The organism is Gillisia hiemivivida, assembly GCF_007997295.1.
In the GTDB taxonomy this organism is placed as follows: domain Bacteria; phylum Bacteroidota; class Bacteroidia; order Flavobacteriales; family Flavobacteriaceae; genus Gillisia; species Gillisia hiemivivida.
The window spans coordinates 207,080-222,659 of the sequence record NZ_VORY01000003.1 but is presented as its reverse complement, the minus strand read 5'-3'; the positions used below and the strand labels follow the sequence as shown (position 1 = coordinate 222,659).

The following is a 15,580-nucleotide window of genomic DNA, read 5'->3' as shown; positions in this document are numbered from 1 at the left end:
TTGATGACAATGGAGTCTACCAAGCACAAAAGACCAAAACACAAGGGCTCTGCCAAACTTTTTAAAAATCCCATTTTAGAAAAGCTTACGCACACCCATATTGCTGCGCCTTTAATCATTTTCACTGTGATCTCTATCATTCTAATATATTTTGGGATCGTAGAAAAAGGCTTTGAAGTACCAACTATAATATTGCTTTTCTTATGCGGATTGTTCTTTTTTACGTTTATAGAATACTTAATGCATAGGTATCTCTATCATCTACCGGTCACCAATCCTAAAAGAGAAAAATTTGTATACACTATGCATGGTGTACATCACGATTTCCCGAAAGATAAAGACAGATTGGCTATGCCTCCAGTTTTAAGTTTGATCTTGGCAACTATTTTCTTTGTGATCTATAGAAGTGTTATGGGAGATTATGCATTTGGTTTCCTTGCAGGTTTTCTAATGGGATATACTGCATATTTAGGAGTACACTATTCTGTGCATGCATTTAAGGTTCCCAACAATTTTCTTAGGATCTTATGGCATCACCATAGCATTCATCACTATAGAGAGCCAGATAAGGCTTTTGGAGTTTCCTCTCCTCTGTGGGATATGATCTTTAAAACAATGCCTAGGAAGTCTCTTTTAGAACAACAAGCCACACACTAAGAGAATATCATATAAAAAAATCCCCCAATCAGCGGGATTTTCGTTTTACTAAATAAATCCGTTTTGACGGGCATGTTCTTCAGCATCATTAGAATTATCTACCATTAATATAGGCGTGGTGTCAAATTCGGTTACAATACTCCTTACCCGGCTCATCTGTCTTTTATGATTTACGCTTCTCAAATAAATAGTTAAGATCCTATCTGGAAATTGAGCTGCGATATCCGTATAAATAGAAGCATCATGTTCTCCACTATCACCAATTAAAATGAATTTTAATTCCGGGTAGGTTTTTAAAATATTGATGATCTCTTTTTGCTTATGAGGTTTTTCTGGTTTAATAGATCTATCGAAAGGAGTGCGAAAGTTTCGTAGTAAAATGGGTCCCTTTGGAAATTTATTAAAGTCCATGAAAAGCTTTAAATACTGGTACAAATTCCACGGACTATTACTAATGTAGAAAACCGGATTCTTATTTTCACGATTTCTTCCTAAGTGAAGTTTCTGATAAAAATCTGCTGCCCCTTTAAATGGAATCCTTTTATAAGCATTGGTAAGCAATGAATTTTTAAGGAGCCTCCATTTTAAAAAAGAAGTAACTCCTGTATGAATTATGGTATCATCTATATCGCTAATTATACCATATTCCGCATGAACGTCTGGAATTAACACTTCTCCTTGAAAATGTTTTCTTTCTTCTGAAGGGGTAGAATCTTCACTTTTCTTAAACAACAAATTCACAGTAACCCAACCTTCATCATTTGCTTTTGTGGAAAGGTCTTTTGCAAAGGTTTCTTCGAATAGAAAATAACCTTCTCTATCTGCTTTAGTTTTTAGATCTAGAAATTGGGGAATATTTAGTTCTACTTTAGCGTATGGAATTTCAAAACTATCAAACTGTTTATAGGTGGTTTTAAGAGTATTAAAAAAGGACTGATCCTGTACAATTTTAAGAGGAACATCATCCAAAGCTCTACCCAAAATATAGAGATGGTTTTTCGTTCCATAACTTCTATAAGGAGTAATTAATACATTTTCAATTTTATTACTACTAAATGATCTTTTTAGTCTTCTTAGCATTCTTTCAATTAAGTTCTAAATCCAATAAAAAGGTAATTTACCATTATAGAAATATTAGTAATGAGATTACCGCTAATTTTAGATAAACTTTAAGAGCTCATTACTGGTTCTCTCTGTGAATTCTATTTCTTTTCAATAATAAACAGTATTCCAAAACTTGTAAGTATAATGTCTGGATATAATTAGTAGACACTAATTAGGACTTAACAATTTATTCACTAAAATTAGATTTTAATTATCATGTATTTAACTAAAAATGAGTCACTTACTTTTTACATTAGTTTCATAACCATTAAAGTATATTATTATGAAAAATTTAGAAGAGTTATTTGAACATCAGTTAAAAGATCTTTACAGCGCAGAAGACCAATTAATAGATGCCTTACCAAAAATGATGAAAGCTGCTCATGATGCTCAGTTAAAAAAAGCATTTGAAGGTCATTTAGAAGAAACAAAAACTCATAAGCAACGTATTGAAGAGATTTGCAAGGAACTTTCTATTAAACCTACCGGTGAAAAATGCAAAGCTATGGAAGGTTTGGTTAAGGAAGCTCAATCTATGATTGACCAAAAAGCAGATCCAGAAGTGAAAGACGCCGGATTAATAGCAGAGGCACAACGAGTAGAACATTATGAGATATCTGGATATGGAACTGCAGTTCGGTTCGCAAAAGAACTTGGACATGACAGTATCGCAAAAAAACTTCAGAAAACTTTAGATGAAGAGTATAAAGCTGACCAGAAATTAGATGATCTGGCTGAAAAAAGATTGAATAAGAAAGCAAAAGCTTAGATCAATAAAATTTTGGTAATTTAAAAGCTCTCTAAAATAGTATATCATAGAGGGTTTTTTTATGTGGATTTTACATGTAGGAAAAATTCCAATATAAAATGGATTTATTCCAAAAAATGTTATATTTGATTATGGGTACAGATGTAACATTTGAAATAAAGCGATTTAAGGAAATTCGCGACGATCACAATTTTACGCAAAGTGAGTTTGCAGAATTGCTTGGTATTAAAAATTCTACAGCCGATATTGAACGTGGCCGCACCAAACTTTCAGGCAAAATAGTTGCCGAATTGTTAGGTCAATTTGGCGTGAATCCTCTTTGGTTATTTGGGGAGAGTGCTCAAAAATATCTGCAAATAAATAAAGGAGATGTTAGCCCAAAAGTTATCACTGTAAACAGCGGAGAGGAAGAAAATATAATTCTAGTAAACCAAAAGGCTGCAGCCGGTTACCCACATAACGTACAAGATGTAGAGTGGTACCAACAATTACCAGCTTTTGATATTCCTTTACCCGAATTTAGAAATGCTTCTTATAGAGGTTTTCAAGTAGAAGGAGATAGTATGATGCCTAATTTACGTCCAGGAGAATGGGTTTTAGGAAAAGGAATTCCGAGTATTACAGAAATTAGCAGCAACAAGATCTATGTGGTTGTATTATATGATTCGGTTCTTGTAAAAAAGATCAAAAAACTGGACGATCCTTTTAAAGTAGTACTTATCTCTATTAATGAAGAATATGCTCCTGTAGAAGTTAAAATAAATGATATCCAGGAATTGTGGCAAGTAAATAGCAAGCTTACATTTAGTATAGATGCCACCTCAGAAAGTGGCTTGCTTAGACAACTACAAGAATCTATGGAAGAATTAAAAAGTGAATTTAAAACTTTTAAGCATTAAAAAAATCCATCTTGGTTAGAGATGGATTTTTAAATATTTTAGTTGATTTATAATGCTAATCTACAGCATCTTCAACATCATCAGCAACTTTCTCAATACCAGATTTTTCTTCTCGGCAAGAGGTTAACACAATACTAGAAGTAAAGGTTAGCGCTAATAAAAAAACAATTTTTTTCATAATTTAAAGTTTAGTGGTTGTTTTAAAACACCAAATCATTTCTAATTACAGTGTTCGTGATTATTTGTCTTGCTTGCAATTTGCTGCTGTATTAGCGCAATATATTACATATCGTCTGTTCCTTCAACCTCAGCTTCAACTTCGTTAGCTGCATTTTCTATAGCATCACCTGTTTCATCGGCTGCATTTTCTAAGTCGTTTCCTACCTCATCCATCTCATCGTTCATGTCATCATCCATATCATCCATGTCGTCCATATCATCACTCATTTCCATATCGTCACTTTCTTTTTTTGTATCTCTACATGAAGTGAAAAATGCGGTAAGTGTAAAGGCCGTTGCTAATACTAAAATTGATTTTCTCATAAGTTTAATTTTGTAGTTATTGGTTTGTCTGGTAATTAGTAGTCAATTCTTTATAAATATAAATAAAAAAGGATAAGATCCTTAATCTTATTAAAATAAATTGAGAACTAGTTATCGTCACCTATTTCATCAATTCTTTTATCTACCTCTTTATTAACTTCTTTATCTACCTCTTGTGCCGTTCTCTCTAAAATCCCTTTACGCTCCTCTACAGGTTCAGCTTTTTCAGTTTCAACTCTAACTTCTTTTACAATAACCGTTTCCTTTTCGGCAGTATCCCTACAAGAAATAAGCGTTGTAGCACCTGTTAAAATTAAAGCTGTCAAATAAATAACTCGTTTCATATAATTTTAGTTTGTATTATAATTAATCGTCGAAATTACTACATAATTGAATGAAGCGTTTATATTTTTAGAATATTTTAGCAAAAAAGGTGATATAATTAGAAAAAGGAGCATAGTTTTATTCAATTTTAACAAAATTTTCTTGAAAGTAAGAACTTATCATTTCTGTAGCACCACCGTTTTCCTGAATATATTTCTTTGAAATACTACCCGTTTTGAGTCTAAATTCAGGATCGTCAATCAACTTATTGAGGATTGAGATCACTTCATGTTTAGAATTCACAGCATATAAGCCTTTAAGAGCTTCCAAATGAATGGCCTCTGGAAATTTATTAAAATTAGTCCCTGTAATAATCGGAATCCCAAATGTTGCGGGTTCTAAAATATTATGAAGCCCAGTGGTCCCAACTGCCCCACCCACATAAGCAATATCTGCATAACTATAGATCTTTGTTAATAGACCTACCGTATCTATAATTAACAGCTTAGAATCTGATAATTGTTTCCCCTCTCTTTCTGTAAAGAGAACAGACGGAATTGAAATACTTTTTTGAAAAGCCCTGATCCGGTCTTGGTCTATAGTATGAGGCGCAATTATAATTTTGACATCCCAGTTGTTTTGCATTATGAATTCCTTCAGAAGCGATTCGTCTTCTGGCCAAGTACTTCCGGCAACAATACATAATTTGTTATCTAAAAATTCTTCAATAAAATCTAATTTGTTATTTAGCTGAAGTTGATTTGCAACCCTATCAAATCTCGTATCGCCACTTACACTAACATTATTAAATCCTATAGAATTAAGCAATGACTTAGATTTTTCATTCTGAACAAAAAAATGATTGAAGGCTTCAAGAGGTTTTTTAAACCAGCTATTGGTCATTTTAAAAAAGAGTTGGTCTTCTCTAAATCCACCAGATACCAATACTGTTTGAATATCTCTTCTGTTAAGTTCATTTAAAATATTTGGCCAGAATTCATATTTCACAAAAATCGCAAGTTCAGGATGTAAAAGATCTAAAAATGAGTTTACATTCTTAGCTGTATCCAAGGGCAAATAAACCACAAGATCTGCAAGGGTCGAGTTTTTCTTGACCTCATAACCCGATGGAGAATAGAAACTCACTACAATTCTATGAGTAGGAAATAGCTCCTTAACCTTTTCCATTACCGGCACTCCTTGCTCATATTCTCCCAAAGAAGCCATATGAAACCAAATTACCCGCTCGTCTTTATTGATCTGAGATTTTAATAATGGAAAAGTATTCTTTCTTCCCTCAACAAATAATTTCATTTTAGGATTGAAAAATTTTGAAATTGGCAGCAGTTTTTCAGCCAACCAGATCAATATGTTATAAAGTGTTTGCAAGCTTTCTAATTTGAATGCTAAAATACCTCTTTCCTAAAAATTGCATTGGTGGTAGGGGCTATATTTTGTATTTTCGTGGCACTTCAAGAAAAATTAGATGAAAAAGATACAAATGGTTGACCTTCAAGGTCAATATGACTCCATAAAAGACCAAATTAATAACTCTCTTCAAGAAATAATGAACACTTCGGCATTTATAAATGGTCCTGAAGTCCAAAATTTTCAAAAGGAGCTGGAAGAATATTTAGGTGTGAAGCATGTTATTCCTTGTGCAAATGGAACAGATGCGCTTCAAATAGCCATGATGGGACTTGGATTAAAACCCGGAGATGAAGTGATCACTGCCGATTTTACTTTCGCAGCCACCGTAGAGGTTATTGCATTATTGCAATTAACGCCAGTCCTAGTAGATGTAGATCCGGAAACTTTTAACATTGATCCAGAAGCAATTAAAAAAGCAATTACTCCAAAAACAAAAGCTATTGTTCCGGTTCATCTTTTTGGCCAAACCGCAGATATGAATGCAATCATGGAGATCGCCAAAGCTCATGATCTATATGTGATCGAGGATAACGCCCAAGCTATTGGTGCAGATTTTCATTCTAAAGAAGCAAAGACATACAAAACAGGGACTATTGGACATGTTGGATCTACTTCTTTTTTTCCATCAAAGAACTTAGGTTGTTATGGGGATGGTGGAGCTATTTTCACCAATGATGATGATTTAGCTCATACTTTACGAGGAGTGGTGAATCATGGAATGTATGAGCGTTACCACCATGACGTAGTAGGAGTAAATTCTAGGTTGGATAGTTTTCAGGCAGCGGTGCTTCGTGCAAAATTACCAAAACTAGACATCTATAATGAAGCAAGAAAAGCAGCTGCTTTTAGATATAATATGGCATTAAAAGATCAAGAGCACATTAAAACCCCAGTTAGATCTGGAGATTGTGACACGCATGTTTTTCATCAATACACATTAAAGATCACAAACGGGAAAAGAGATGCTTTGGTAAAACACCTAAATGAAAATAATATTCCTTGTGGAGTGTATTACCCAATTCCTTTACACAACCAAAAAGCATATAAAGACGCTAGATATAACGAAGCAGATTTTCCGGTAACCAATCAATTAGTAAAAGAAGTGATCTCTTTACCTATGCATACGGAGTTAGATACGGACCAAATTGATCATATCACAAAAACTATTATTGAATTTGTAAATAATTAAGATGAGTCTATGAAAAAACTAATATATATACTTTGCGGAGTTGTATTCGCTTCAACTGTAAATGCTCAGGATATTTATATCCAAAGCGGAAAAATAGTAGACACTAAAAATGGTAAGATTCTTACTGAGAAAACTATCATTGTTTCTGGAGAAAGGATTAAAAGTGTGGAAGATGGTTATATTCAGCCAAAAAATGAAGGTGATAGTTTAATAGATCTTCGAGAAATGACGGTAATGCCCGGATTAACAGACATGCATGTTCATATGGAAGGAGAATCTAATCCCGGAGCTTATCTGGAACCTTTTACATTAAATGAGGCTGATCTTGCATTTAATTCTGTGAAATTCGCTAAAGTAACCCTCATGGCAGGCTTTACAACTGTAAGAGATCTTGGTGGAAGCGGCGTAAATATTGCTTTAAGAAATGCCATAAATAAAAAGAAAGTAGTTGGTCCCAGAATTTTTACTGCAGGTAAATCCTTAGCAACAACAGGAGGGCATGCAGATCCAACTAATGGTTTTAACCGAGAATTAATGGGAGATCCGGGACCAAAAGAAGGAGTGGTAAATGGACCAGAAGATGCTAAGAAAGCAGTGAGACAACGCTATAAAAACGGTGCAGATCTTATTAAGATCACAGCAACTGGAGGAGTCTTGAGTGTAGCAAAATCAAGCTCCAATCCTCAGTTTTCTATTGAAGAAATAAAAGCAATTACAGAAACCGCAAAAGATTACGGATTTCATGTAGCTGCACATGCTCATGGGGACGAGGGAATGCAACGCGCAGTTAAAGGTGGTGTAAAAACAATAGAACATGGCACTCTAATGAGTGAACAAACCATGGATCTCATGAAAGAATATGATGCCTATTTAGTTCCTACAATTACCGCAGGAAAAGAAGTTTCAGAAAAGGCGAAGATTGAAGGATATTATCCAGAGATCATCGTTCCAAAAGCTTTGGAAATAGGACCTAAAATTCAGAATACTTTCAGCAAAGCATATAAGAGAGGTGTTGGAATTGCTTTTGGTACAGATGCCGGAGTTTATCCACATGGTGAGAACGGTAAAGAATTCGGGTTCATGGTAGAAGCTGGAATGCCTGCAATGATAGCAATTCAAAGTGCAACAATTACTCCTGCACTTATCTTAAATATGGAAAATGAATCTGGACAATTAGCGCCGGGATTTTATGCTGATATTATTGCCGTGAAGGAAGATCCAACTAAAAACATTAAAACTTTAGAGGATGTTCAATTTGTAATGAAAGAAGGTGAAGTTTATAAAAACTAGGGAATTTAATTTCTAAATGTAAACTATTATCCAAGAGTTAGGTTTTTTAATCCTTTTTTGTAGAATATATGTTGAAATTACCGAGATTCAGGAGCGACGATTTTTCAATCGTTGTTCCGCGGTAATTTCAACATGGTTTTTGGCTTTTTTGCCAAAAAATTCCTTAAAAAAAGCGTCTTTTTCTTTGCTTCGTTTCTTTTGGACGAGCAAAAGAAATGAAAGGCAGATAAAAAAGACGATGGATTGAAGATTTTTAGACCAAAAACAAAGGACTTAGTTTCCTGAAATAAGGATATTAAGAGAATAAGCGCTTATTAATGTTGCTTCTTTACCACTTTTTCAAGTTTTATGAAAAACTTTAGGATGACAGGATATAATTATTTCGATTATTTTATACTTCCGCCGAACTAGTATTAGCAGATCTATCTATTTTCTTCACCAATCCTTGTAATACTTTACCAGGACCAACTTCAATAAATTCTGTTGCGCCGTCGGCGATCATGTTTTTAACAGAATGCGTCCATTTTACTGGTGCTGTTAATTGAAACACCAAATTCTTCTTGATCTCTTCTGGGTCTGTCACCGCGAACGTACTTACATTCTGATAAATTGGACAGCTGGGAATGCTAAAAGTTGTTGCCTCAATCGCCTCTGCCAGTTCTTTCCTAGCTGGCTCCATTAGAGGAGAGTGAAAAGCTCCTCCTACAGGTAGGATTAGTGCTCGCTTTGCGCCTCTTTCTTTCAATACCTCACATGCTTTTTCAACAGCAGCTAAATTTCCTGAAATCACTAATTGTCCTGGGCAATTGTAATTTGCAGCGACTACTGTTCCTTCAATTTCAGCACATATAGCTTCTACTAATTCATCTTCCATCCCTAAAACGGCAGCCATAGTAGATGGCTCTAATTCACAAGCCTCTTGCATCGCTAAAGCGCGTTTATATACTAATTTTAAAGCAGCTTCAAACTCTAATGTATTATTTGCCACTAAAGCAGATATTTCACCAAGCGAGTGTCCTGCAACCATATCTGGCTTAAATGAATCTCCCATCATCTTACTCATGATCACGGAATGCAAAAATATTGCGGGCTGTGTTACTTTTGTTTGCTTAAGATCTTCAGCAGATCCCTGAAACATGATATCAGTAATTCGAAAGCCTAAAATATCATTTGCTTTTTCAAATAATTCTTGTGCTTTTGGATACTTCTCATAAAGATCTAAACCCATTCCTGTAAATTGCGCTCCTTGTCCAGGAAATATATATGCTTTCATAATTTCATTTTAGTATGGCTAAAATAGAAATAAAAAAAAAGACCTCATAACTTATATGTTAGAGGTCTTTTTCTATTGATCCTTTAAATTTTTTAGCCTATAAATTCAACTTACCTTTTTCTCCTACATCTGCTTTATCCCCGGTAATGGTAGCCATTCCCTTTTTAAACAAGGCTATATATTTATTTTGTTTTGTATCCCAATAATACGCTTGACTTGGCGCAAATTTTATGGCAGTGATGTTCGGATCGTTTTTATCGTCGAACCATGCATCATCACTTTTACTGTAAAGATCATGGATAATATCTTTATCTGAATGAATGGTTGCCGAACCATAAATACTGATAAATTCCATATCGGAATTATTGCTATACAAAAGTTGTGTTTTTGAATCTTTCGAAATATTGGAGTTATGCTCGCTTTTCTTCCCACTCAAGAACCAAATGTTACCAGCTTCATCAACTTTTTTGGTAGACATAGGAATTGCGCTAATTGGCTTAGAATTCAAATCGGTTAGCATCATGCAAAAATCGATATCTTTCACCAATTTTCTCATTTTCTTTAATGCTTCCGTATTATTTAAGTTTTCTGTGCTCATCTTTTTTTATTTGCAAGATACCAAGCAAACGAAATCTAATGAATTAATAAACAGCCAATTCTTAAGCGAATTTTGTTAAAAATTGTGAAAATATTTAAGCAATCATAATTATTCCTGAAAAGACAAAGTACTTATCTAGTAAAATAAATCAATAGAAATTTATAAATAATTAACGGCGAACGTAAGTTAGGTAGGTAAAAGAATATTTGTGTCTTTCGTCTTTTTCATGAAACTCTTCCTTTTCAAGAACCCAGATCTTTTCATCGATCTTCGGGAAATAAGTATCTGCTTCAAAAGTGCCGTGAACCCTAGTAAGTTCCAACTTGTTGGCTTTTTCCATCGCCAACTTATATATTTCGCCACCTCCAATAACGAAGGGCTGAGGATCTCCCTTGCTAAAATCTATAGCACGCTCCAAGGAATGTACCGTAACAATTCCCTCTTTTTTGAAGTTATCTTTTCTAGTAATTACCACATGAGTTCTATCTGGTAATGGCTGCGGAAAAGTATCAAAAGTCTTTCGACCCATTATTATATGGTGCCCTGTAGTGAGTTTTTTAAATCGCTTAAAATCATCTGGCAGATGCCATACCAAACCACTATCTTTTCCAAGTTCATTATTCTCTCCTGCAGCTGCAATAATTGTTAGCATAGTATTAATAGTTTTTGTCTGTTGTCTTTGGTTCAATAATTCTAGGTTCTGTACTATCTGTAATTATAGGGTTTTCCGGCTCCTTAGACAATGGATAGTCACGATCTACTTTTTGTTGAAGCTCAGCAATCCGCTCTTTTTGTTTTGCAACTAGTTTCTCTAATTGCTTTTGCTCCCATTCTTTCCCCATAAAACTGCTAGTTACCCAAACATTTATAACATGAATAAAAAAGAAAAAAGACCAGGCTAAAATTGCCCAGACAAACCAATTATATCCTAAGGGCATAAAATCTTCCTGATAGCCAATCACCACATTTAAAACTATTAACAACACAGCACCTACCAAAAAGATCACGAAATGCTGAAACAATCTTTTTTTCTGAAGTGCTCTGGCTCGAGCATTTTCATATAACTGGCGTTGATCTGTATCTAGTTTAGAAGTGTTTTTCTTTTTAGAAAACATAATAAGAGGTACTTTAGTGTTTACCAAATTTACAGAAATTTTGGTCTATTGTTAAAATGCTTATGAAGAATTTAAGAAAAGCCTTTCCTGCCCTACGCCAATATGTATATTTAAATAATGCTTCCTGTGGATTATTATCTGAAAAGGTATTCGAATATCGCCAAGATCACGATCTGGATCTGCTTATTTCGGGGAGTGTTTTTAGAGATAAACAAGGAGAGATCTTAGAGAAGGTTCGTGAGACAGTAGGAGATTTTTTTAATTGTGCACCCAACAGAGTTGGCTTAATCCATAATTTCTCAAGCGGATTCAATACGCTTTTAGAGGGTATAGACAAATCAAGTAAGATCCTTTTATTAAAAGAAGACTATCCTTCTATAAATTGGGCGGTGAACTCCAGGGAGTTTGATGTTTGTTATGCGAAAATCGATGAGAATTTAGAAAAAAACATAGAGAATGCCCTTACAAAAAATCGACCAGATCTGTTTTGCTTTAGCATTGTTCAGTATGAAAATGGAATAAAATTAGAAACTGCTTTTTTGAAGGAAATGAAAGAAAAATTTCCTGACACACTTTTCGTGGCTGATGGAACTCAATTTATTGGAACTGAAAGATTCGATTTTGATGCATCCAAAATAGATGTTGTAATTGCAAGTGGTTATAAGTGGATGAATGCAGGTTATGGGAATGCAATTATGTTGTTTCAAGAAGATGTGCCGAAGAAAATAGACCCTAAAAGATTTGGATTCAATTCGTTACAAGGAAAATATAAAGCCCATAAAGGGAATTTTCTAGGGAAATTTGAACCAGGACATCAAGATACCTTAAATTTTGGCAGTGTAATGGCTGCTATAAAATTTATAAACTCCGTTGGAATAGATCTAATTGAAGAACGGATTAAGCTCTTATCTAAAAAGGCTAAAGAAGAGTTTGAAAAACTCGGTTTACTAGAGGAAGCTGTAGTAAAAAGAACTCAACATTCTTCTATATTTAATATTGGAGGAGATGATAAACTCCTTGAGTTCTTAAACAGTAAAAATATTATAAGTTCCCTAAAGACCCCGGGGGTTCGAGTAAGTTTCCATTATTTTAATACCGAAGAAGAAATTGACCTTTTGGTAACTGCGCTAAAGGAATATCATCAAAAGTAGTTATTCTGTCACCTTGATCTCTTTCCAGAAAGCCACATAATTTTCAATTGGTTTTGCAGCATGGCTGGCTTGGGGATAATACCAAGCTGAATCTTTATTGGTCTTCCCGTCAACTTCTACATTATAGTAAGACGCTTCCCCTTTCCAAGGGCATCTGGATGTAGTGTTGCTTGGTTTAAAATATTCAGACTTTATAGATTCTTGTGGGAAATAATGATTGTTTTCCACCACTTTTGTATCGTTACTTTCAGCGATTATCGTATCATTCCAAATAGCTTTCATATCAAATAATTTTAATTCTTATTATTATATCTGTTTTACGTCCAGAAACACAACAGTCCATCTCGTTACCCTGTCCGGAAACACCGGGAGTTTCAGGATCTCTTCCAGACTTTACTGGGATGCTGAAACAATTCCGATAGTTATATATAGGATCAACATAAGGTAAAACCTAAATATAGTTAGTTGCTTGTGATTACTGGCAAAAAAAACTGACAATCAGTTCTTATTTATTCTAATTCAAAAATTTATTTTTTTCTGAAAATATAATTCTTGTAAAAATGCTTTTCATCTGCAAAAGAATCAGTCACCTTAAGATCTGCCTGGCTAGCAAGCCACTCTACGATCATATTATCGTATTTTTGGGAGATCTCGGTATGTATACTTTCCCAAGCTTCAAAATTCACTGTAAGAGCTAGGTCATTAATAGTTACCGTTTGCTTTTCTTTACTTATTAAAAAGCTTTTCGCAGTACCGCTTTCAGGATTATAAGTTTCCCAGTGGAAAAAGGATTCAAGATCAAAATCTCCATTCAATTCGCTATTTATCCTTTCTAAAACATTCTTATTAAAAGCTTCAGTAACACCTGTTGGGTCATTATAGGCATCTAAAACAGTTTGAGGATTCTTCTTCTGATCGAAGCCCATAAAAAGCATGTCATCTGGGCTCATAGCCTCTTGTATCTGTTTCAGGAAATCTATTGCATCCTTATGAAGAAGGTTTCCAATATTAGACCCTAAGACCAGGATCACTTTTTTTCGAGAGTTATAATCAGATAAGCGCTCTAAGGTTTTAAAATAGGTTCCTTGTTGTGGCTTCACAGAAATAGAAGGCAATTCTTTTTTAAGAGATCCCTCTAATTCATCTAATGCATTCTGGCTAATATCTACAGGCAAATAATCGAAATCTATCTTCTTATCTGTGAGATATCTCAATAATAATTTTGTTTTCTTACCATCCCCTGCTCCAAGCTCAATTAAATCGAAACCATTAGCTCCCGTAAATGCATCAGCAATTTCCTGAGTGTTGTTTGCTAAAATATTATACTCACAATTAGTGAGATAATATTCAGGTAAATTCATAATATCCTGAAACAACTTATCCCCCTTCTTATCGTAAAAATATTTAGAAGATAAATGCTTAGGGTAACTGGTTAGACCAGAGTAAACATCTTCTTCAAAAGCAGAAGTAAAGCGCGTTTTTGTATTATTTTTCATGTACTAGAAGTCGAATTATTTAGCAAGTCTTACACCGGTAAATTGCCATCTTAAATGTGGGTGAAAAAAGTTTCTGTAGGTAGCGCGAGTATGATTTACAGAAGTGGCAACCGAACCTCCCCGAAGCACTTTTTGATTTACCATAAATTTCCCGTTGTATTCTCCTAATGCACCATCTGCTTTTTTATAATTAGGGTATGGATTGTAAGAGCTTTCTGTCCATTCCCATCTGCTTCCCCATTTGAACTTCTCTTGCGCAACTTCCCATTCAAATTCTGTAGGCAATCGCATTCCTTTCCATTGTGCAAAAGCGAAGGCTTCATAATAGGAAATATGGGCTAAAGGAGCTTCAAGATCTAAATCTTTTAATCCACTTAAGGTATATTGTTTCCAATTACCTTCTACATAATGCCAATAAGAAGGAGCTGTGATTTTTTCTGTATTTATCCAATCCCAAGCTTCCGCATGCCATAGCAACACATCTTTATAGCCTTTATCTTTTATGAATTCTAAATATTCCCCATTGGTAACCAATTTATTAGAGATCTCATATTGATTCAAATATACTTTATGCCTACCTATTTCATTGTCATAGAAGAAAGAATCTCCCTCATGACCTATTTCATAAACACCTTCTGGGATAGTTAAAAATTCTTGCTGAAATTCCTGCACAGAATTTTCTTTAAAATTATCCTTATAAGTAGGTAACAAAGGATTGTTTCCTAGAATGTACTTAATATCTGTTAGCAATAATTCTTGATGCTGCTTTTCGTGATGGCAACCTATTTCCATCACATTAAAAAGCTCTTCTGAAAAATTTGTAGAACTATTAAAAAGATCTGAAATAGCTTTGGTCACATAAGAACGGTATTCATAAATCCAAGCTACGGTTGGGCGAGATAAATTCCCCCTATCGGTTCTCACTACCTTCTCCCCTACACTTTCGTAATAACTATTAAAAACGAAAGCAGAATTTTCATCAAACAACTTATAGTCTTTCTGATATTTCTTCAGAACAAACTCTTCAAAGAACCAGGTAGTATGACCCAAATGCCATTTTGGAGGCGAGACATCTGCTATAGGCTGCACCACATAATCTTCAATTTCCAAGGGAGCACAAATAATTTCGGTTTGCGTTCTTGTTTCAGTAAAAAGTTGAAATAAATTTTCTTTTGAGATCATAGGTCAGATGGTAACATAAGGCTACCATCCAAAGTTACAATTTTTTAGGAATGGGTGAAATCAACGTGAGTTAAGGAGAAGTTAAAGTCAAATGAATCCTATTATATTGATAAGAGACAAATTTAAGCTCAAAGAGGTACTAAAAGTTAAACGGCATCTTATATTTGACTTCGATTTTTTTTCCGCCTCTATTCCCAGGTTTCATAACAGGAAATAATTTAGTGATACGCACAGCCTCTTGATTCACCAATTTCTCAGAGCCTTCAGCAGAAACTTTGCATACTTTTCCGTTTTCATCTATATAAAAAGTGATTACAGATTTTCCTCTAACGATCTTTCCGTTAGCATCCTTTGGATATTTAAAGTTAGATTTAACATGCTTGGCAAGTTGCTTATTAAAGCAATCCTCTGCAGAAAGTTCACTCTTCTCACAGCCAGGCCAAACCGGACCAATATCTTTCATAGTGATGGTGTTTCCTTTAACTGTAACTCCTTCTTGGGCTTGGGAAGCTGTGGTAAACAAAATTAATGCGGCAATAAAAAGTAAATTTTTCATAAG

19 protein-coding genes are annotated in these 15,580 nt (G+C 34.4%); 6 read left to right on the top strand and 13 right to left on the bottom strand.

Features of this window, described 5'->3' with window-relative positions; all coding sequences use genetic code 11:
• The first annotated feature begins 9 nt into the window (after positions 1-9).
• Positions 10-657, top strand: a complete 648-nt coding sequence (locus ES724_RS05105; protein WP_170249850.1) for a sterol desaturase family protein — start codon at positions 10-12, stop codon at positions 655-657.
• A 48-nt stretch (positions 658-705) separates the two neighbouring features.
• On the opposite strand, the gene ES724_RS05100 is transcribed toward ES724_RS05105, so the two are convergent.
• Complete coding sequence (locus ES724_RS05100) at positions 706-1,737, bottom strand: App1 family protein (RefSeq protein WP_146930429.1); 1,032 nt, start codon at positions 1,735-1,737, stop codon at positions 706-708.
• 307 nt (positions 1,738-2,044) lie between these two features.
• On the opposite strand from ES724_RS05100, the gene ES724_RS05095 reads away from it, so the two are divergent.
• Complete coding sequence (locus ES724_RS05095) at positions 2,045-2,530, top strand: YciE/YciF ferroxidase family protein (RefSeq protein ID WP_026837587.1); 486 nt, start codon at positions 2,045-2,047, stop codon at positions 2,528-2,530.
• Between the two features lie 98 nt (positions 2,531-2,628).
• Complete coding sequence (locus ES724_RS05090; protein ID WP_394345067.1) at positions 2,629-3,429, top strand: XRE family transcriptional regulator; 801 nt, start codon at positions 2,629-2,631, stop codon at positions 3,427-3,429.
• Positions 3,430-3,484: 55 nt separating this feature from the next.
• Here ES724_RS05090 and ES724_RS16885 read toward each other — a convergent pair whose 3' ends face one another.
• The 4 genes from ES724_RS16885 to ES724_RS05075 all read right to left on the bottom strand — a co-directional run bounded on the left by ES724_RS16885 (position 3,485) and on the right by ES724_RS05075 (position 5,685).
• A complete protein-coding gene (locus ES724_RS16885) occupies positions 3,485-3,607 on the bottom strand; it encodes a hypothetical protein (protein ID WP_262489276.1) in 123 nt (40 codons plus the stop codon).
• 104 nt (positions 3,608-3,711) lie between these two features.
• Positions 3,712-3,972: a hypothetical protein gene (locus tag ES724_RS05085; RefSeq protein WP_146930426.1), complete on the bottom strand. Its 261-nt coding sequence runs from the start codon at positions 3,970-3,972 to the stop codon at positions 3,712-3,714.
• Between the two features lie 107 nt (positions 3,973-4,079).
• Positions 4,080-4,316: a hypothetical protein gene (locus ES724_RS05080; protein WP_026837584.1), complete on the bottom strand. Its 237-nt coding sequence runs from the start codon at positions 4,314-4,316 to the stop codon at positions 4,080-4,082.
• A 118-nt stretch (positions 4,317-4,434) separates the two neighbouring features.
• On the bottom strand, positions 4,435-5,685 hold the full coding sequence (locus ES724_RS05075) for a 3-deoxy-D-manno-octulosonic acid transferase (RefSeq protein WP_170249849.1): 1,251 nt from the start codon (positions 5,683-5,685) through the stop codon (positions 4,435-4,437).
• Between the two features lie 97 nt (positions 5,686-5,782).
• Here ES724_RS05075 and ES724_RS05070 point away from each other — a divergent pair, with 97 nt between their 5' ends.
• Entirely contained in the window at positions 5,783-6,916 is a 1,134-nt protein-coding gene (locus ES724_RS05070) for a DegT/DnrJ/EryC1/StrS family aminotransferase (protein WP_146930424.1), read from the top strand.
• A 9-nt stretch (positions 6,917-6,925) separates the two neighbouring features.
• Entirely contained in the window at positions 6,926-8,206 is a 1,281-nt protein-coding gene (locus tag ES724_RS05065) for a metal-dependent hydrolase family protein (RefSeq protein WP_146930421.1), read from the top strand.
• A 391-nt stretch (positions 8,207-8,597) separates the two neighbouring features.
• Here ES724_RS05065 and fabD read toward each other — a convergent pair whose 3' ends face one another.
• From fabD to ES724_RS05045, 4 genes are all read right to left on the bottom strand, one after another.
• The gene (fabD, locus tag ES724_RS05060) at positions 8,598-9,479 is read right to left on the bottom strand and encodes an ACP S-malonyltransferase (RefSeq protein ID WP_146930418.1); all 882 of its coding nucleotides are present in this window, start codon (positions 9,477-9,479) and stop codon (positions 8,598-8,600) included.
• Between the two features lie 97 nt (positions 9,480-9,576).
• On the bottom strand, positions 9,577-10,077 hold the full coding sequence (locus ES724_RS05055) for a pyridoxamine 5'-phosphate oxidase family protein (RefSeq protein ID WP_146930416.1): 501 nt from the start codon (positions 10,075-10,077) through the stop codon (positions 9,577-9,579).
• 169 nt (positions 10,078-10,246) lie between these two features.
• Positions 10,247-10,729, bottom strand: coding sequence for a dihydrofolate reductase (locus ES724_RS05050; RefSeq protein ID WP_146930413.1), 483 nt, complete (start codon positions 10,727-10,729; stop codon positions 10,247-10,249).
• Positions 10,730-10,733: 4 nt separating this feature from the next.
• Positions 10,734-11,219, bottom strand: coding sequence for a 2TM domain-containing protein (locus ES724_RS05045; protein ID WP_317129747.1), 486 nt, complete (start codon positions 11,217-11,219; stop codon positions 10,734-10,736).
• A gap of 35 nt (positions 11,220-11,254) precedes the next feature.
• Between ES724_RS05045 and ES724_RS05040 the strand changes: the two genes are divergently transcribed.
• The gene (locus ES724_RS05040) at positions 11,255-12,343 is read left to right on the top strand and encodes an aminotransferase class V-fold PLP-dependent enzyme (protein ID WP_146930410.1); all 1,089 of its coding nucleotides are present in this window, start codon (positions 11,255-11,257) and stop codon (positions 12,341-12,343) included.
• Here ES724_RS05040 and ES724_RS05035 read toward each other — a convergent pair whose 3' ends face one another.
• The 4 genes from ES724_RS05035 to ES724_RS05020 form a co-directional block, all read right to left on the bottom strand.
• Positions 12,344-12,625, bottom strand: coding sequence for a DUF427 domain-containing protein (locus ES724_RS05035; RefSeq protein WP_026837576.1), 282 nt, complete (start codon positions 12,623-12,625; stop codon positions 12,344-12,346). It lies immediately after the preceding gene.
• Positions 12,626-12,870: 245 nt separating this feature from the next.
• Positions 12,871-13,839, bottom strand: coding sequence for an L-histidine N(alpha)-methyltransferase (locus tag ES724_RS05030; protein ID WP_146930407.1), 969 nt, complete (start codon positions 13,837-13,839; stop codon positions 12,871-12,873).
• Positions 13,840-13,854: 15 nt separating this feature from the next.
• Positions 13,855-15,021 carry an ergothioneine biosynthesis protein EgtB gene (gene egtB, locus ES724_RS05025; RefSeq protein WP_146930404.1) on the bottom strand — a complete coding sequence of 389 codons (1,167 nt, stop codon included), beginning with the start codon at positions 15,019-15,021 and terminating at the stop codon, positions 13,855-13,857.
• A 139-nt stretch (positions 15,022-15,160) separates the two neighbouring features.
• Positions 15,161-15,577: an energy transducer TonB gene (locus tag ES724_RS05020; protein WP_146930401.1), complete on the bottom strand. Its 417-nt coding sequence runs from the start codon at positions 15,575-15,577 to the stop codon at positions 15,161-15,163.
• Positions 15,578-15,580 lie beyond the last annotated feature (3 nt).

Bases quoted from the DNA above. Each gene is read 5' to 3' on its own strand.
- ES724_RS05105 (WP_170249850.1), top strand. From the start codon at position 10: ATGGAGTCTACCAAGCACAAAAGACCAAAACACAAGGGCTCTGCCAAA.
- ES724_RS05100 (WP_146930429.1), bottom strand. From the start codon at position 1,737: ATGCTAAGAAGACTAAAAAGATCATTTAGTAGTAATAAAATTGAAAAT.
- ES724_RS05095 (WP_026837587.1), top strand. From the start codon at position 2,045: ATGAAAAATTTAGAAGAGTTATTTGAACATCAGTTAAAAGATCTTTAC.
- ES724_RS05090 (WP_394345067.1), top strand. From the start codon at position 2,629: ATGGATTTATTCCAAAAAATGTTATATTTGATTATGGGTACAGATGTA.
- ES724_RS16885 (WP_262489276.1), bottom strand. From the start codon at position 3,607: ATGAAAAAAATTGTTTTTTTATTAGCGCTAACCTTTACTTCTAGTATT.
- ES724_RS05085 (WP_146930426.1), bottom strand. From the start codon at position 3,972: ATGAGAAAATCAATTTTAGTATTAGCAACGGCCTTTACACTTACCGCA.
- ES724_RS05080 (WP_026837584.1), bottom strand. From the start codon at position 4,316: ATGAAACGAGTTATTTATTTGACAGCTTTAATTTTAACAGGTGCTACA.
- ES724_RS05070 (WP_146930424.1), top strand. From the start codon at position 5,783: ATGAAAAAGATACAAATGGTTGACCTTCAAGGTCAATATGACTCCATA.
- ES724_RS05065 (WP_146930421.1), top strand. From the start codon at position 6,926: ATGAAAAAACTAATATATATACTTTGCGGAGTTGTATTCGCTTCAACT.
- fabD (WP_146930418.1), bottom strand. From the start codon at position 9,479: ATGAAAGCATATATATTTCCTGGACAAGGAGCGCAATTTACAGGAATG.
- ES724_RS05055 (WP_146930416.1), bottom strand. From the start codon at position 10,077: ATGAGCACAGAAAACTTAAATAATACGGAAGCATTAAAGAAAATGAGA.
- ES724_RS05050 (WP_146930413.1), bottom strand. From the start codon at position 10,729: ATGCTAACAATTATTGCAGCTGCAGGAGAGAATAATGAACTTGGAAAA.
- ES724_RS05040 (WP_146930410.1), top strand. From the start codon at position 11,255: ATGAAGAATTTAAGAAAAGCCTTTCCTGCCCTACGCCAATATGTATAT.
- ES724_RS05035 (WP_026837576.1), bottom strand. From the start codon at position 12,625: ATGAAAGCTATTTGGAATGATACGATAATCGCTGAAAGTAACGATACA.
- ES724_RS05030 (WP_146930407.1), bottom strand. From the start codon at position 13,839: ATGAAAAATAATACAAAAACGCGCTTTACTTCTGCTTTTGAAGAAGAT.
- egtB (WP_146930404.1), bottom strand. From the start codon at position 15,021: ATGATCTCAAAAGAAAATTTATTTCAACTTTTTACTGAAACAAGAACG.
- ES724_RS05020 (WP_146930401.1), bottom strand. From the start codon at position 15,577: ATGAAAAATTTACTTTTTATTGCCGCATTAATTTTGTTTACCACAGCT.